Below are 17,413 nucleotides of genomic sequence, written 5' to 3' on the forward strand. Positions count from 1 at the left end.
GTGTTCGATAACATTGCCGACTTGATTGACAAGATTCGCCTGGGGGAGGACTCCTATCTGGAACTGAAGGAAGTGCGCTTTACCGGTCCAAAGGTATCGGCACCCCATAAAGATTCCCTGGCCGATGAACTGGCGGCCTTTGCCAACAGCCGTGGCGGTGTATGCGTGCTGGGCGTTGATGATACCCGGGAGGTGCTTGGCATTCCCCTTGAGCGTCTGGACTTGGTGGAGGATTTCGTCCGGCAAATTTGCCTGGACAGCATCACCCCACCGCTGACGCCAGTGATCGAGCGCCTGACCCTGCCCAGTACCTCTGGCGAACAACTGCCGGTTTTGAAAGTCGATGTCACGGGCAGCCTGTTCGTGCATAAAAGCCCTGGTGGTTATTTGCACCGCGTTGGCAGCGCCAAGCGCGAGATGGCACCGGATTATCTGGCACGATTGTTCCAGCAACGCAGCCAAGTCCGCATTATCCGCTTCGACGAGCAGCCGGTGCCCGGCGCCACACTCGACGATCTTGCCGACGACCTGTGGCAGCGTTTTGCCAGCCCCCGCGTGCAGGACTCGCGCGAGGTGCTGCTGGACAAGCTCGCCATGGCGCGTTCCGATGCCGACGGAGCACTTCGCCCTACGATTACCGGCGTGCTGATGGCGAGTACAGACCCCCGCCGCTGGTTGCCGAATGCCTTCATTCAGGCCGTGGCGTATCGTGGCACCGAGGTGCTGCCGCAGGGTGACACGGCCTATCAGCTCGATGCCCAGGACATCACAGGGCCGCTCAACGTCCAGGTGCTGGCGGCCTGTCACTTCGTCCGCAAGAACATGCAGGTCTACGCCATTAAGGATGAGGGCCGGCGTGATTTGCCGCAATACGACATGACGGCCGTCTTCGAGGCGTTGGTCAATGCCGTTGCCCACCGGGATTACTCCATCCACGGCGCCAAAATCCGTCTGCGGATGTTTGCGGATCGGCTTGAGCTGTATTCTCCCGGCGCCATCCCCAATACCATGACGGTGGACAGCCTTCCCTACCGTCAGGCCGCCCGCAACGAAGCCATCACCAGCCTGCTGGCCAAGTGCCAAGTGCCCGCGGCTGACAAAGCCATAACAGGTCGCGGCGCCATGATGGATAAGCGTGGCGAGGGTGTTCAGATCATCCTGGATCAGAGCGAACGATTGTCCGGCAGGCGCCCGGTGTACCGGTTGATTGGTGATTCCGAGCTGTTGTTGGTCATCCCGGCAGCCGTACCGCCCGAAGCGGATGAATAAGATGAACGGGATGATCGAACGCGGCGAGCCCGTGTCGGTGCGAGGTCGCCGCCGCCCCATCGCGCTGGGAAGCGCACCGGGAGGGCAGTCGGATCGCGACCTTCAGCATTCAGGTCAAGCCATGCTTTCCCCATCTGCGAGACATACCGACTAGAACCGGAAGATCACCCAGGCCGGCACCAGGATCTTGGCATCCAGCTCCGTCATGCGGGTCTCCAGCTGGCCGTCTCCGTCCGTGTCCACCAGGTAATAGGGGGGCGCGTTGGCCGGTGTGACCCGGATCATGTAAAGCTCCCCATGGAGCCGGTATTCCTCGATCCGTTCCCCCTCCCGCTCGATGATGGTCACTGTGGGCTCCAATAGCTCCCGGGTGGCCATGTCGCTGTCGTCCAGCAGCGGCGGCGGGGGAGGCGCCGCCTGCTCCTGGGCCGACAGGGGGAGGGCGGCCGGCCAGAACAGGAGGGCGGCAAGAACAACGGGCAGGGTGCGATAGCTGTTCACAGGTCCATCAGCCTCTCTCTCTCTTCGGAGGTCGGTTCCAGGCCGCCGAATTCGTAGAAATTGAAGATCGCGTCCACCACGGACTTGGCGTCATCCACGAGAGTATAGAGGTCCAGGTCTTCCTCGCTGATGGTGCCTTCCGTCACCAGGGTGGTTTCAAACCATTCCAGCAGCCCCCGCCAGAAGCTGCTGCCCACCAGGATGATGGGGATGCGCCGGGTCTTGTTGGTCTGCACCAGGGTGAGGATCTCCGCCAGTTCGTCCAGGGTGCCGAAGCCTCCGGGCAGCACCACATAGGCGGAGGCATATTTCACGAACATCACCTTGCGGGAGAAGAAATGCCGGAAATCCAGCGAGACATCCTGATAGGGGTTGGCCGTCTGCTCGTGGGGAAGCTGGATGTTCAGGCCGATGCTGGGGGACTTGCCGGCAAAGGCGCCCTTGTTGGCCGCCTCCATGATGCCGGGACCGCCACCGCTGACCACGGCAAAACCCGCGTCGGAGAGCTGACGGGCGATGTCCTCCGCCAGTGCATAGGTGGGGTGTCCGGGGGGGATGCGGGCGGAGCCGAAGATGCTCACCGACGGCTTGATGCGGGCAAGGCGCTCGAATCCTTCCACGAACTCCCCCATGATCTGGAATATCTTCCAGCTCTCGCGGGTGAGCATGGTGTCGTCCATGGGTTGCAGTCCCGGATGGCTGGCGCGTTCGTGGCTCTTCATGTCGGCCCCTTTTTCATTGTTGTGTACTCCGGCAAGGTTAGCCCTCCGGGCGGCCAGTGGCTAGTGGCTGGCCTGATCCCTTGCGCCCGGGTACCCTGTGGTCCCGGTCCTTGAACACTGCTGAGAACCCGCCTGGTGAACACTTCATCTCCCCTGATCCTGGTGGACGGATCTTCCTACCTCTACCGCGCCTTCCATGCCCTGCCTCCCCTGACCAATTCCCGCGGCGAGCCCACCGGGGCGATCTATGGTGTGGCCGGCATGTTGCGTAAGCTGATCGGTGAGTATCAGCCCAGCCACATGGCCGTGATCTTCGATGCCAAGGGCCGGACCTTCCGCGATGATCTCTATGCCGAGTACAAGGCCCATCGCCCACCCATGCCGGAGGAGCTGTCGGCCCAGGTGGCGCCCCTGCACGCGCTGGTACAGGCCATGGGCATTCCCATGCTGGTGGTGGCCGGCGTGGAGGCCGACGACGTCATCGGCACTCTGACCCGGCAGGCCCGCCGGGCGGGCATGGAGGTGATCATTTCCACCGGCGACAAGGACCTGGCCCAGCTGGTGGAGCCGGGGGTGACCTTGGTCAACACCATGAACGGCACCGTGATGGACGAGGCCGGGGTGGAGGAGAAGTTCGGTGTCCCCCCGGCGCGCATCGTGGATTACCTGACCCTGGTGGGAGATGCCGTGGACAATGTCCCCGGTGTGGACAAGGTGGGTCCGAAGACGGCGGTGAAATGGCTCAAGGCCCATGGCAGTCTGGACGAGATCATGGCCCGGGCCGACGAGATCAAGGGCAAGGTGGGGGAAAACCTGCGCACCGCCCTGGCCTGGTTGCCCCTGTCCCGGGAGCTGGTCACGGTGCGCTGTGACGTGGCACTGGACCGGGAGCCTTTGGACCTTCAGTTGCAGGGGGCCGACACGTCGCAATTGCGGGAGTTGTTGGCTCGTCTGGAGTTCCGCCAATGGCAGGCCGAGCTGGAAGGGGGCGAACCGGTCCCCGAGCCGGACCCTGACGCGGCGCCCGAGGTCCGTTATGAAACCATCCTGGAAGCGGAGCAGCTGGAGCGCTGGATGACGCGACTGGCCGAGGCGCCGCTGTTCGCCTTCGACACCGAAACCACCAGCCTGGACTACATGCAGGCCCGGGTGGTGGGACTGTCCTTCAGCGTGACCCCCCATGAGGCGGCCTATCTGCCCCTGGCCCACGACTATGGGGATGTACCGGACCAACTGCCCCTGGACGAGACCCTGGAGAAGCTGCGCCCCCTGCTGGAAGATCCGGACCGACCCAAGCTGGGGCATCATCTGAAATACGATCGCAATGTCCTGCTCAACCACGGCATCGAGCTGCGGGGCATCACCCATGACACCATGCTGGCCTCCTACGTGCTCAACAGTACCGCCGGGCGCCATGACATGGACAGTCTGGCCCAGCGCTGCCTGGGGCTGAAGACCATCCACTACGAAGACGTGGCCGGCAAGGGGGCGAAGCAGATCCCGTTCTCCCAGGTGCGGCTGGACGAGGCCGCCCCCTATGCGGCCGAGGATGCGGACATCACCTTGCGGCTGCACCGGCATTTCTGGCCCCGGCTCAAGGACCTGGAGGGGCAGCGGCGGATCTACGAAACCCTCGAAATCCCCCTGGTCCCGGTACTCTCCCGGATGGAGCGAACCGGGGTGCTGGTGGACCCGGAACTGCTGTTCACCCAGAGTCATGAACTGGCCGACCGCATGGGCCAGATCGAGCGGGAGGCCTACGATCTGGCCGGCGCCGCCTTCAACCTGAGCTCACCCAAGCAGATTCAGGAGATCCTGTTCGAGCGCCAGCAGTTGCCTGTGATCCGCAAGACCCCCAAGGGCCAGCCCTCCACCGCCGAGGATGTCCTGGAACAGCTGGCCCTGGACTACCCTCTGCCGCGCCTGATCCTGGCGCATCGTGGGCTGTCCAAGCTCAAGTCCACCTACACCGACAGGCTGCCGGAGCGCATTGACCGGGATACGGGGCGGGTCCACACCTCCTATCATCAGGCGGTGGCCTCCACCGGGCGGCTGTCTTCCTCGGAGCCCAATCTGCAGAACATTCCCATCCGCACCCCGGAGGGCCGCCGCATCCGGCAGGCCTTCGTTGCGCCCGAGGGGCGCCGGATCCTGGCGGCGGACTATTCCCAGATCGAACTGCGCATCATGGCCCATCTGTCCGGTGACCGGGGGCTATTGCAGGCCTTTGCCGACGGGCAGGATATCCACCGGGCCACCGCCGGCGAGGTCTTCGGCGTGGGGGTGGAGGCTGTGACCACGGAGCAGCGGCGGGCGGCCAAGGCCATCAATTTCGGTCTGATCTACGGCATGTCCGCCTTCGGGCTGGCCCGGCAGCTGGGGATCGACCGGGGTTCGGCCCAGGACTATGTGGACCGTTATTTTGCCCGCTATCCGGGGGTGAAGGCCTACATGGACGGCACCCGTGAGCAGGCCCGGGAGCAGGGGTACGTGGAAACCCTGTTCGGGCGTCGTCTCCATCTGCCGGATATCCGTGCCCGCAATGCCCAGGTGCGCGCCCAGGCGGAGCGGGTGGCCATCAATGCGCCCATGCAGGGCACCGCCGCGGACATCATCAAGCGGGCGATGCTGGCGGTGGACGGATGGATTCAGGCGGAATCCCCCGGTGTCACCATGATCATGCAGGTGCATGACGAGCTGGTGTTCGAGGTGGATGCGGCCGAGGTGGCCTCGGCCCGGGAGCGGATCACCGCGCTGATGTGCGGCGCGGCCGAATTGGATGTCCCGCTACTGGTGGAAGTGGGGGTGGGGGACAACTGGGACGCCGCCCATGCCTAGGGAAGCGCCGCACGATCCCTCGGTCATCGCTTCCGGCATGCCGTCGCTGGATTCCCGCTTTCGCAGGAATGACGCATTCAGGGCGGCCCTGCCCCTGGGTGGAGGGGCGGCGATGGCGGAGGTGTCCCGGCCAGGGCGTTCCCGGTGGCGGAGGTGCCTGTCCCGGTCCTGATGTTCCTGTCGGAATCCGCTGAAAACGGCGCTGAATCCGCCCTGATAGGCCCCTTTTTTGAGAGATCTTTCACAGATCCGAAAAGTCCCGCCGGCATCAAGAACTTCCCGGCGGGCAGATAGTCTTTAATCAGTGAGCACCATTTCCATGGGTGCTCCCCGCTTAACCCCCTAGGCGGGAAGCTCTGACTCCCCCAAGTCGAGCCCAACCTGACCCCGGACCACGTAAGTGCTCCGGGGTTTTTTTTCGGTACGCGGAAAATTTCTTCTTTACCCGACCTATTTGGTGAACCATGTGCGAAACGGGGAGTCATATCACACAAGCGCTGCAGCCCGGCGCTTCCCGCTTACCTCCCTGAGCGGGATGGCTCGAACTCCCCCAAGTCGAGCCGGATTCTGCCCCGGTCCACGCCAACCCCCAATGGCAGCCGGGGCTTTTTTATGCCTCTTCCATGGGGCATGCAGGGTTTTCTTCAGGGAACAGCCACCCGTCCAGTACGGAATGGGCATCATCCACCCCCTGTTTCTTCAGAGAAGAAAACGGCTGCACCGTTGCCTCCACTCCCTCGCCGCCGAGGGTCCGGGCCACTTGACGCACCGTATCCATCACCGGCCCCCGCTTGAGCTTGTCGGACTTGGTCAGCAGCACGTGCAGGGGAAGTCGGCGGGCATGGGCCCAGCCGATCATCTGCCAGTCATGGTCCGTCAGGGGATGACGGATATCCATGACCAGCACCAGCCCTTGCAGACAGGTGCGACGGGTCAGATAATCCTCCATCAATTTCCCCCAGCGACGCCGCATCGCTTCCGGCACCTTGGCATAGCCGTAGCCGGGCAGGTCCACCAGTCGACGTTCACCATCCAGGGCAAAAAAATTGATCAACTGGGTTCTACCGGGTGTCTTACTGGTGCGCGCCAGGGCGCGTTGCTGGCACAATGTGTTGATGGCGCTGGACTTGCCCGAATTGGACCGACCGGCAAAGGCCACTTCACGGCCCTGCTCCGGTGGCAGGCCCTTGAGGCTGGCGGCGCTGGTGAGGAATTCCGCCTGGTGATAGGCCGGGTTCATGGATGATCTGACTCGCTGTGTTGTCATGTCGGGTTGACCGTCGTCGACTTTTGCGACGGTGGAGTTAGTATGATATACATTGCGACTATTTTTGAGGCTGCGCCCGGCGCGCGAGTCAGTGTCAGGTTACCAACGAAGCGCTTATTGTTTCAGGTTCAGGAGTCAACCCACGATGAAAAAACTTGTCCTTATCGCCGTCGCCACACTGGGTATGAGCATGTCGGCGTCGCTGCTGGCCGAGCCCGGTGACCCGGTGCGCGGCAAGGAACTCTCCAGCCCCTGCGTGGCCTGCCACCAGGCCGACGGCAACAGCGTGGTCCCGGCGTGGCCGAAGATCGCCGGCAAGGACGAGGCCTACCTGCTCAAGCAGCTGCGCGACTACAAGGCCGGTCGTCGTAGCCACGCCCTGATGAACCCCCAGGTCGCCGTGCTGGATGAGGAAGACCTGCCTCACCTGGCCGCCTACTTCGCCAGCCAGACCCCCGCACCGGGCCGTACCGCCGCCAGTGCGGAAAAGCTGGCTCTGGGCAAGCAGATCTACTTCGGCGGCAATACCGCCACGGGTGTGGCCGCCTGCGTGGCCTGCCATGGCCCCAACGGCAAGGGCAACCCCGCCGCCGTGTTCCCCAGCGTGTCCGCCCAGCACGGCGTGTACACCCTGGACCAGCTCAAGCAGTTCCGTGATGGTCTGCGTGCCAATGATCCCGGCCGCATGATGCGTAACGTGGCCGGCCGCATGACCGACGAGGAAATGTCCGCCGTGGCAGAGTACATCGCCACTCTGCCGGCCAAGTAAGACCGGATCGGCAAGACCTTTGAAAGGGTGGCCCGGCGGCCACCCTTTTTTGATTCCATCCGGCAGGTCCCGAGTCCCGGGGGTATTTGATCCAGGACAACAAGACCTGCTGATCACGTGGTTTTTGTGCCCGGTGGCAGAACTTGTCTGCCCTTGAGGGTCAAACAGGCAACCACTTTCCGACCCGAGAATCATGAGCAGCACGCCCACCGACCCGACGCCGCCAGGCCGGCGTTCCACCTTTGCCGTTCTGATGGCCTTCCTCGGGTCCATGGGCCTGGCCATCACGTTGCTGGTTGCGCTGGCCGTGGCCTCGGTGGTGGGTACCGTCCTGCAGCAGAACCAGTCCTACGAAACCTACCTGCTGGACTACGGCCCCTTCTGGCACGAACTGTTCCGTACTTTGGGCATCTATCACGTCTACTCCGCCGGCTGGTATCTGCTCATTCTCGTCTTTCTGGTGATCTCCACCAGCGTGTGTGTCTATCGCAGCACGCCGGCCATGATCCGTGACATGAGCCGGTTCCGGCTCGGGGTGAAGGACAAGTCCCTGCGCAGCTTTCAGCACAACGTGCAGCGGGATGCCCATCCCGAGGCGCCGGCGGTGCTCATGTCCCGGGCCGAGGCCGTGTTCCGGGCCCGGGGTTATCGTGTGCGGCAGGCGGATCAGGGTGATCACCGGGTGCTGTCGGCCATGCGCGGCAGTGCCGGCCGTCTGGGCTATTTCTTCACCCATGTGGCCATCGTGGTCATCTGTATCGGTGGTCTGGTGGACGGGCGTCTGCCCTTGATGCTGGCCGAACTCACCGGCCGACTGGAGATCGAAACCCGTCAGGTTCCCGTCTCGGAGATTCCCGAGCAGAGCCGTGTCTCCGTTTCCAACCCCTCATTCCGTGGCTCGGTGGAGATCCCGGAAGGGCAGCGGGTGGACGTGGCCTTCGTGACCATGCGGGACGGCTATGTGGTTCAGGAACTGCCGTTTCACATCGAGGTGAAGGCATTTCGGGTGGAGCGCCACGCCACCGGCCAGGAGCGTTCCTTTGAAACCGATCTGGTTATCCATGATGAATTGCTGGATGAACCCCTGGCGCATACCATCAGCGTGAACCATCCGCTGGTGCACCGGGGCTATACCATCTATCAGGCCAGTTTCAGGGACGGAGGGTCCCGCCTGAACCTGGACATGCATCCCCTGGGGCGGGGCGCCGACCGTCCCATGCCGCTTAATGCCCGCGTTTTCGGCACCTACTCCCAGACCGGTGAAGATGGCACCCGCCTGCGGGTGGAGTTCACCGATTTCAACGACACCAATCCGACTCTGATCGAGGAAGACGGCGTGCGCGAGCGCATGGACATGGGGCCGAGCTTCGAGTACGTGGTCCGGGACAGCAGCGGTGCCGGCTGGTTTCATCGCAACTTCCAGCAACCCATTGAACGGGATGGCCGCCGGTATCTGCTCAGTGGTGTGCGGCAGAATCCGGCGGAACCCTTCAGCTTCCTCTATATCCCCCTGGACCCCCAGGGGGATGGCGTGGATCGCTTCATGCGCTTTCTGGCTCGGCTGACCGATCCCGCCGTGGTGGCCGATGTGGTGGACGAGGCCACCCGGACCGCCGCCGGACAATTCGAGGGGGTGGATGAAGGAATCCGTGCCCAGGTGGCCGAGACCATGCGCGGTCTGCTGGAAACCTTTACCGTCGGCGGCTATGAAGAGGTGATCGCTCAGGTACAGGAACAGGCACCCGAGGGACAATGGGACCGGATGGCGGATATTTTCCTCCGGATCCTCAACTCCGGGCTGGATGCCATCTATCTGCGGGTGCTGGCGGAAGAAGGGATCGAGGTGGTCAGCGACGAGGATGAACGGTTTCTGGAAGATGCCCTGCGGGCCATCAATGCCCTGCCGTTCTACGGCTCGCCGTTCTTCCTGCGCCTGAACGATTTCGAGCATATCCAGGCCTCCGGCCTGATGATCACCCGGGCCCCCGGGCAGGCGGTGGTCTATGCCGGCAGCGTGATGCTGATCCTGGGCATCTTCCTGCTCCTGTATGTGAGCCATCGCCGTTGCTGGCTCTGGGTACAGCCCCGTCCCGAGGGTTCGGGGCTGGTGCTGGCGGGGACCAGCAACCGCAACACAACGGATTTCAACAGGGAATTCGATGAAATATCCCGGGCCGTTCTGGGTGAGTCACGGCCCATGCCGGCGGATCAGGATGCCCGCGCCCGACCATGATTTCGAATGCGAGGTAAGCACATGTCCGTCACCCAAGACACCGTAAGCGCCGAATATCCCGGTTATTTCCGTCGCCTGTCTCCGGCTGACTGGCTTTGGGCCGCCGGCGTGGTCGTGGCCACGATCTTCATCCTGGCCGTTTACGGCCACCGGATGGATATCTACCAGTCCGGAACCCTGGTGGTCACCGCTGCCTCCGGTCTGTGGCTGGGCTGGTTCTGGAAATCGTTCAAGGGCTATGCCCTGGCGGTGACCGGCATGAGCCTGCTGGGGGTGTTCAGCTACGGCGACACCCTGGCCAGTGCCCAGACCAATTTCTTCCTCAAGTACCTGGTCTCGGGCGAGGCCGCGGTCATGTGGATGTGTGCCTTGCTGTACATGTCCACCACCGCCTATCTGGCATCGTTGTTCCGGCGCGAGGCCGGCCGCGGCGTGATGCCGGCCCTGGTTACCGCCGCGGTGACCGGTGCCGTGGGCCTGCTGGGGCTGTGGATGGGGCGCAGTGGTCTGGTCCCGGGATTGGAATGGGCCAGCCCCCTGGTCCTGCTGGTGGCGGTGGGTGCCCTGCTGGGTCCCATTGCCAGCACCGATTTCGCCGCCCGAGTGGGCAGTGCACTGGCCTGGTGCGCCGCCGCCTTCGGCCTGGCCGGATTGCTGGTGCGCTGGCGTGAAACCTACCTGCACGACCCCACCTGGGGTTACATCCCGGTGAGCAACCTGTGGGAGGTCTTCGTCCTTTTCTGTGTCATCACGGTGCTGATGTACCTCTATTACCAGGGTCGTACCCGCAACCTGGGCATGGGCGGCTTCGTCATGATGGTGGTCAGCGCCGCCGTCGCCTTCCTGCTCTGGTACACCCTGGACCGGGAGGCCCATGTGGTACAGCCGCTGGTACCGGCCCTGCAGAGTTGGTGGATGAAGGTCCATGTCCCCACCAACTTCGTGGGCTACGGCGGCTTTGCCATTGCCGCCATGCTGGGCGTGGCCTATCTGATGCGGGTCCGTGGCGAGCGCCGCCGTCCCGACGGCCTGCTGGCCCGGCGGCTGCCCAGCCGCGAGGTGCTGGATGATGTGATGTACAAGTCCATCGCCATCGGCTTTGCCTTCTTCACCATTGCCACGGTGCTGGGCGCCATGTGGGCGGCGGAGGCCTGGGGTGCCTACTGGTCATGGGATCCGAAGGAGACCTGGGCCCTGATCGTGTGGCTGAACTATGCCGCCTGGCTGCACCTGCGCTTCACCAAGGGCTGGCGCGGTGTCCCCATGGCCTGGTGGGCCATCCTGGGCCTGCTCATCACCACGTTTGCCTTTGTCGGAGTGAACATGTTCCTGGGCGGGTTGCATTCCTATGGCAGTCTCTGAGTCCGGATACATGCAAGGCAACAACGGATATGATCATGCTGCCCTGGCGGACACCCTGTCCATCGGACCCAGCACCCCGCCGGTGGCGGGGGGGCAGCGGCTGCGGATTCTCAGCTACAACGTCCAGGTGGGCATCGCCTCGGGGCGCTTCCACCATTACCTGACCAACAGCTGGAAGCATGTGCTGCCCTACGAGGGGCGCATGGGTAACCTGAACAGCATCGCTCGCTTCATTTCCGGGTTCGATCTGGTGGGGTTGCAGGAACTGGACGCCGGCAGTCTGCGCAGCAACTTCATCAACCTGGCCGAATACCTGGCCCATCGGGGGGAATTCCCCTACTGGTACAGCCAGACCAACCGCAACCTGGGCAAGCTGGCCAAGCATAGCCTGGGGCTGCTATCCCGCTTCCGGCCCCACTCGGTGGTGGAGCATCGCCTGCCCGGTCGCATCCCCGGGCGGGGTGCCCTGGAGGCCCATTTCGGTGCCCATCATGGGGAGGACTCCCTGGTCATCATGCTGGTGCACCTGTCCCTGGGCCGCAAGGCCCGCATGTTGCAGATGCAGTACATCGCCGAGGTGCTGCGCGACCATGAGCACGTGGTGGTGATGGGCGACATGAACACCCCGGCCCATTCCCAGGAAGTGCAGCGTCTGGTCAGTCATACCCGGCTGCAGGAGCCCCTGGCCAGTGCCAAGACCTATCCCAGCTGGCGGCCCATGCATGCCTTCGACCACATCCTGGTGACCCCGGGGCTGGGGCTGGAGCAGGTCCATGTCTATAACCTGAACTATTCCGATCACCTGCCGGTGGGCGTGGAGCTGGTGATTCCCGAAACCGTGCGGATGGCCCATACCCGCATCGAACAGTTCTGCCAGTAATGCCTCCCAAGGCCGCTGTGGGAGCGGCCCTGGCCGCGAACAGCGTGGCCCATCAGTATCTCGCCCGAAACCTGCATCGGGTTGCACACTGGCATCCCCCCGCCTAAGCTGAAAGGCCACTCACCGACGGCGGGAGGCCTCCTGTGACCCGGACACCTCGGAACCAGCCCGTGATCTTCGGCGAAGTCCTGTTCGACTGCTTCGAGGATCGCTCCATCCTGGGCGGCGCGCCCTTCAACGTCGCCTGGAATCTCAGGGGACTGGGGGCGGATCCGCTCTTTGTCGGCGCCGTGGGGGATGATGAACTGGGCCGTCGTGTCATGCAGGCCCTGAATCACTGGGACATGCGTCCGGAGGGATTGCAAATGGACCCCGGTCATCCCACCGGCCAGGTCAGGGTGACCCTCAAGGGTGGCGAGCCTCGCTATGACATCCTCCCCGACCAGGCCTACGACCACATCGACACCGCTTTGGCCCTGGCGGCAGCTCCCGCCCGGGCCGGGGTGCTCTACCACGGCAGTCTGGCTCTGCGCGATCCCGTCTCCCGACAGGCCCTGGAAGCGCTGCGCGAGCAGCTGTCGGTCCCGGTGTTCATGGACGTGAACCTGCGCGCTCCCTGGTGGGATCGTGACACCGTGCAGGGGTGGATGGCCCATGCCCACTGGGTCAAGCTCAACCAGGATGAACTGACGGCGCTGTCCCCGGCGCCCGATGAGCCGGATCTGGTGGTTCAGGCCCGTCTTACCCTGGAACGGTACGGGTTGTCGGCGGTGATCGTCACCCGGGCGTCGGAGGGCGCGATGGTGCTCACCCGCGAGGGTGAGCTTCACCAAAGATCGGCGCCGCCGGTGACGGGGTTGGTGGATACCGTGGGGGCCGGAGACGCCTTCAGTGCCGTCACCCTGACCGGCATTCTGCGGGGCTGGGACTGGGAAACCATCCTGACCCGCGCGGCGGATTTTGCCGCCAAGGTCTGCACCCTGCACGGGGCCACCACGGAGGATCGGGGGTTCTATCAGTCGTCCCGGCAGGACTGGTGATCGAATCCCGGTTCAGATTCCCGAACCAGAACCTCTGGACTCCCGCTTTCGCGGGAGTGACGGCAAGGTTGAGATCGTCATTCCCGCGCAGGCGGGAATCCAGGCAGGGAGCGGGGCAGGTCTGGTTCATCTTTCCCCGGCGTGTGAGTTTTCCCGCTGGAGGGGGGGTGCCGGGGGAACGGGGGCCGCCTCGGCGCGGTTGAGCATCTGCGCCAGCACCGGCGGGCTGGCGGCACCGAAGTACAAGGTCCGATGGGGGAAGGGGATCTCCACGCCCTCGGCATCAAAGGTCTGCTTCACCCGTCGCAGGAACTCCCGTCCCACCTCCCACTGCTTGATGGGCAGGGTCTTGATGCGTCCCTTGATGATCACCCCGGAGTCATCGAACTTGTCCACCCCGAATACGTCCACGTCTTCCAGCATGCTGCGCCGGAGTCTGGGATCGGCCCGCATTTCGGCGCCCACCCGCTGGATCAGTGTCACCACCCGATCGGTATCCTCCTTGTAGGCCACCGGGATGTCGAACACATAGGCCGACCAGCCGTGGGTCACGTTGGTCATGAAGGTGATGGTGCCATTGGGGATGATGTGCAGCTTGCCCTCCAGGTCCCGCAGCTGCAGGGTACGGAAGTTGATGGCCTCCACCAGTCCGCCGGTACCGTTGATCACCGCCACGTCCCCCACCCGGACCTGGTTTTCCAGGATGATGAAGAACCCGCTGATCACGTCACGGACCAGGTTCTGGGCCCCGAAGCCCACCGCCAGGCCGACCACGCCGGCGGAGGCCAGGATGGGGGCGATGGAAATGCCCATCTCGTTGAGGATCACCAGCAGGGACATGATCCAGATGAGGATGACGATGGCTTGGCGCAGCAGTCGGACCAGGGTCTCGGCCCGCTTGTGGGCCTCGGAGGGGACGTCGCCCTGTTTCTTGCCCCGTTCCACCAGGCGTTTTTCCATGCGTCCCAGCCCGGCCCGGATGAGGGACATCACCACCCAGGCCATGGTGAGGATGAGCAGGATGCGCAGTGAAGCGAAGATCAGGTGTTGCCATTCCACCTGGGTGAAGTAGTCAAGGACATGTTCCATGGGTGTCTCCTTGTCGTATGGGTTTTCCTTGTCGTATGGGTGTTTCCTTATCGGGTCGATGCCCTCTTATCTGGTCATTCCCGCGCAGGCGGGAATCCAGTTACGGCTCGAAACTTCCGGACTCCCGCTTTCGCGGGAGTGACGGCAGTGGCTTTCCCTCATCCCCGCGCTCTCTCCGGGGAGAGAAGCCCGGATCAGACCCTCCAGCCCAGCGCCTCGGCCCGGCGTCGGGCCAGGGCGGGGATGTCCTGGGCCACGAAGTGGCTGTGCAGCACCTGAACCCCGATCATGTGATTGATCACCGCATCCAGCTGCACCTGGGTGGAGGCGGAGGTCTCCGGCGCCTCGTGCAGCGCGAACAGGGCCTTCACCCCGGCGGGGTCCAGCAGGCCCGCGTCCTGGATGGCCTGATCCGACAGGTACTGGTCCGCCAGGGCCTTCATCGCCGCCCACTTCTTCGGGTCCGTGTGGGCCGGCGGGGCCATGAAGGCGAACTTTTCGCGCTCATACAGCACCTTGGGCAGCAGTCCCTTCATGGCCTCCCGCAGCACGTACTTCTCGGTCCGGCCCTTGATGCGCATGGACGGCGGCAGGTGTACCGCCAGATCCGCCAGATGGTGGTCCAGGAACGGCGGTCTGGCTTCCATGGAATTGGCCATGTCCACCCGGTCACCGCCCCAGGTGAGGATCTGACCTTCCAGCATGGTCTTGATCCAGACGTACTGGGCCTTGTCCAGGGGATGGCGGCCTTCGATCATGTCGCCGTCCAGGGCCTCGGCAATGGCGCGGCCCGGCTCGTAGCCCCGGACCGCATCCCGATGATGGACGGCCATCAGGCCCGGGGCATGGGCGGCGCTGGCCAGCCAGGGCTGCAGGCAGGAAGGGGTGAAGCCCACCAGGGCATCCAGGGCCGGGTCATGCAGTTCGTTTTCCGCCAACATGGCTCCCTTGAAGAGCTGGTTGCTCTCCGCCAGCAGCTGTTCCCAGCTGGCCCGCTCCGCCGGAGACAGGGTGTCCAGGCCATGCAGGAACATGTCCCGACGGAAGGAGGGGTAGCCGGCAAACAGCTCGTCGGAACCCTCCCCGGTGACCACCACCCGGTAGCCGGCCCGGTTCACATGGCGGCTCATCAGGAGCTTGGCCACCCCCAGGGTGTTGTAGATGGTGCGTTCCGCGTGCCAGAGGGTTTCCACCAGGTTGTCGTAAAGATGGCTGGCATCCAGGCGCATGATGTCCTGGTCCGCCCCCACACTGCGGGCCATCTCCTGGGCAATGGCGGTCTCGTCGTAGTCGGCGTTGTCGAAGCCGATGGTGAAGGCTTTGACCGCCGACTGCTGGTGAGCGGCCGACAGGCCCAGGGTGATGCAGGAGTCGATGCCGCCGGAGAGATAGCAGGCCACCGGCACGTCGGCCTCCAGGCGTAACTGCACCGCCTCCATGAGCTTTTCCCGGATGCCTTCGATGTAGAACGCCTCGTCCTTTTCCTCGCCCCGCTCCGACAGCAGGGGAAAGTCCATGTCCCAGTAGCGGTCGTCGCGGATCTGGAACTTGCCGTGACGACGCTCGATGGTGACCACGTGTCCTGGCTTGACCTGATGGATGCCCTCGAAGGCGGTGCTGCCGGGGACCATGGTCTGCATCAGCTGGTGATACAGGCCCCGGGACTCGAACCGGCGCGGCACGTCCGGATGGGCGAACAGCACTTTCAGTTCGGAACCGAACACCACGCTGCCGTTGACCTCGGTCCAGTACAGGGGTTTGACGCCGAACCGGTCGCGGATCAGCATCAGGCGATCCCGCTGGCGATCATAGAGGGCGATGGCGAACTCACCCCGCAGGTGGGGCAGCATGTCCTCCAGGCCCTGGCGCCGGTACAGGTGCAGCACCATCTCGGAATCGCTTTTAGTGCGGAATCTTGCGCCCCGGGAGGTGAGGTCGGTGCGGATGCGCTTGTAGTCGTAGAGTTCACCGTTGACCGCCAGCATCAGGCTGCCGTCCTCGGACAGGAAGGGCTGGCGGCCCCGGTTCTCGTCCAGGTCGATGATGGTCAGGCGGGCATGGGAAAAGCCCACCCCGCGGTCGTCCTGTACCTTGTAACCGAAGCCGTCGGGGCCGCGATGGTGCTGGATGGCGGCCATGGCCACCAGGTTTATGGGGTCAACGGGTTTTTGCGGGTCGGCATGAATGACGCCGGCGATACCACACATAGGGCACTCCTTGAGGCTGTGAATTCGATATCTGCGCGGGAGCCGGCCCGTGGATCCAATGGGCACGGCAGTTCGCCGGCAAGGCCGGCTCCCGCAAGGCGAGGGATCAGGGGGTGTCCATCACTTCGCTGATGCGACGGACGATGCAGGTGAGCAGGGCCATGCGGATGAAGACCGCCCCCCGGGCCTGGGCGAAGTACCAGTTGTGGGGGGTGCCGTCCAGATCCGTGGACAGCTCCTCCCCCCGCGCCAGGGGATGCAGGATGATGGCCCCCTGCTTGAGGGGAGAGGCGGTGGACAGCTTGAGGTCTGCACCCATTTCCTCGTAGCCGTCACCCACCCAGGCAATGGCGTTGATATACACCACGTCCAGCCCGGGCAGTTCGGTGTTCAGGTCCTGGGCCACGCGCACCGACAGGCCCTGTTCGGCCAGTTCTTCCTGCTGACCCGGGTCGAAGGGCTCGGTTTCGTCGGTGAGGATCACGACCTCGCTGAAGGCGCTGGAGAAACGGGCCAGCAGCAGCAGCAGGCTGCGCACGGTCCGCATGCGGTTGGGGACGCCGATGATGCCCACCCGAACCCGCCGGTTCGCCGGCAGCTCCGGGTCCAGCAGTTCCGGTCGCCATTTGAAGATGGTGTACAGGTCCGCCATGGCCTGGGTGGGATGCTCGTCGATGCCGTTGCCGGCATTGACGATGGGGATGCGCAGGGTGTCGAGCATCTCGTAGATGGCCCGGTCCTGATTGCTGCGCAGGACGATCACGTCACCATAGTTGTTGAACATCTCGGCGATGTCCGCCAGGGATTCTCCCTTGGCCATGCCCGTGCTCTTGGGGTCGGTGATGGACATGATGTCGCCGCCCAGCCGGTGCCAGGCGCTCTCGAAGGAGAGGCGGGTACGGGTGCTGGGCTCGTAGAAGGCACTGATCAGGATCTTGCCCTGCAGGGGCAGGTGCATCAGTGCCGGGGTGCTCTCGTACTGGGCCGCCAGGCGGAACAGCTGGGTGAGGGTGTCCCGGTCGAACTGGCGCGACGACACCACGTGGCGGCTGGACAGGGCCACCAGGTGCCGGGGGTCTTCGGCGATGCTTTCCATGAGTGCCTTGGGGCGCTCGATGCCGGCGGTGCCGTCCTTGGGCCTGAGCGGCTTTTGCAGCTGGGCGTCGACTACCATCGTTGCGTGTCTCCTGATGCGTCTTGAAAGCCCCTCTCCCACGGGGTGAGGGGGGAGGGAAT

Annotated in this window: 13 protein-coding genes; 7 read left to right on the plus strand and 6 right to left on the minus strand. The window is 64.1% G+C overall.

Annotation, left to right across the window (positions count from 1 at the left end):
* Window positions 1-1,269, plus strand: a complete 1,269-nt coding sequence (locus tag LQD11_RS08685) for an ATP-binding protein (RefSeq protein WP_238617188.1) — start codon at window positions 1-3, stop codon at window positions 1,267-1,269.
* A gap of 150 nt (window positions 1,270-1,419) precedes the next feature.
* Here LQD11_RS08685 and LQD11_RS08690 read toward each other — a convergent pair whose 3' ends face one another.
* Together LQD11_RS08690 and LQD11_RS08695 are read right to left on the minus strand one after the other, a co-directional pair.
* Window positions 1,420-1,770 carry a DUF2782 domain-containing protein gene (locus LQD11_RS08690; protein WP_238617189.1) on the minus strand — a complete coding sequence of 117 codons (351 nt, stop codon included), beginning with the start codon at window positions 1,768-1,770 and terminating at the stop codon, window positions 1,420-1,422.
* Window positions 1,767-2,492, minus strand: a complete 726-nt coding sequence (locus LQD11_RS08695) for an LOG family protein (RefSeq protein WP_008932970.1) — start codon at window positions 2,490-2,492, stop codon at window positions 1,767-1,769. Before LQD11_RS08695 ends, LQD11_RS08690 begins: the two co-directional genes overlap by 4 nt.
* Before the next feature lie 135 nt (window positions 2,493-2,627).
* On the opposite strand from LQD11_RS08695, the gene polA reads away from it, so the two are divergent.
* On the plus strand, window positions 2,628-5,330 hold the full coding sequence (gene polA / locus LQD11_RS08700) for a DNA polymerase I (RefSeq protein ID WP_238617190.1): 2,703 nt from the start codon (window positions 2,628-2,630) through the stop codon (window positions 5,328-5,330).
* A gap of 610 nt (window positions 5,331-5,940) precedes the next feature.
* Here polA and yihA read toward each other — a convergent pair.
* A complete protein-coding gene (gene yihA, locus LQD11_RS08705) occupies window positions 5,941-6,570 on the minus strand; it encodes a ribosome biogenesis GTP-binding protein YihA/YsxC (protein ID WP_238617249.1) in 630 nt (209 codons plus the stop codon).
* 172 nt (window positions 6,571-6,742) lie between these two features.
* Between yihA and LQD11_RS08710 the strand changes: the two genes are divergently transcribed.
* The 5 genes from LQD11_RS08710 to LQD11_RS08730 all read left to right on the plus strand — a co-directional run bounded on the left by LQD11_RS08710 (window position 6,743) and on the right by LQD11_RS08730 (window position 12,881).
* Window positions 6,743-7,366 carry a c-type cytochrome gene (locus tag LQD11_RS08710; RefSeq protein WP_238617191.1) on the plus strand — a complete coding sequence of 208 codons (624 nt, stop codon included), beginning with the start codon at window positions 6,743-6,745 and terminating at the stop codon, window positions 7,364-7,366.
* Between the two features lie 193 nt (window positions 7,367-7,559).
* Complete coding sequence (locus tag LQD11_RS08715) at window positions 7,560-9,599, plus strand: cytochrome c biogenesis protein ResB (RefSeq protein WP_238617192.1); 2,040 nt, start codon at window positions 7,560-7,562, stop codon at window positions 9,597-9,599.
* Window positions 9,600-9,620: 21 nt separating this feature from the next.
* On the plus strand, window positions 9,621-10,961 hold the full coding sequence (gene ccsB, locus LQD11_RS08720; RefSeq protein WP_238617193.1) for a c-type cytochrome biogenesis protein CcsB: 1,341 nt from the start codon (window positions 9,621-9,623) through the stop codon (window positions 10,959-10,961).
* Window positions 10,962-10,971: 10 nt separating this feature from the next.
* Complete coding sequence (locus LQD11_RS08725; protein WP_008932964.1) at window positions 10,972-11,841, plus strand: endonuclease/exonuclease/phosphatase family protein; 870 nt, start codon at window positions 10,972-10,974, stop codon at window positions 11,839-11,841.
* A 170-nt stretch (window positions 11,842-12,011) separates the two neighbouring features.
* Entirely contained in the window at window positions 12,012-12,881 is an 870-nt protein-coding gene (locus tag LQD11_RS08730) for a carbohydrate kinase family protein (protein WP_238617194.1), read from the plus strand.
* A 126-nt stretch (window positions 12,882-13,007) separates the two neighbouring features.
* On the opposite strand, the gene LQD11_RS08735 is transcribed toward LQD11_RS08730, so the two are convergent.
* The 3 genes from LQD11_RS08735 to LQD11_RS08745 form a co-directional block, all read right to left on the minus strand.
* Entirely contained in the window at window positions 13,008-13,970 is a 963-nt protein-coding gene (locus LQD11_RS08735; RefSeq protein WP_238617195.1) for a mechanosensitive ion channel family protein, read from the minus strand.
* 194 nt (window positions 13,971-14,164) lie between these two features.
* The gene (gene asnB / locus LQD11_RS08740; RefSeq protein WP_238617196.1) at window positions 14,165-16,177 is read right to left on the minus strand and encodes an asparagine synthase (glutamine-hydrolyzing); all 2,013 of its coding nucleotides are present in this window, start codon (window positions 16,175-16,177) and stop codon (window positions 14,165-14,167) included.
* Between the two features lie 106 nt (window positions 16,178-16,283).
* Window positions 16,284-17,351 (minus strand): aspartate/ornithine carbamoyltransferase family protein, encoded by a 1,068-nt coding sequence (locus tag LQD11_RS08745; RefSeq protein ID WP_238617197.1) that lies wholly within the window; start codon window positions 17,349-17,351, stop codon window positions 16,284-16,286.
* Between the last annotated feature and the right edge of the window lie 62 nt (window positions 17,352-17,413).

The organism is Ectothiorhodospira shaposhnikovii (assembly GCF_022227765.1).
Taxonomy (GTDB): domain Bacteria; phylum Pseudomonadota; class Gammaproteobacteria; order Ectothiorhodospirales; family Ectothiorhodospiraceae; genus Ectothiorhodospira.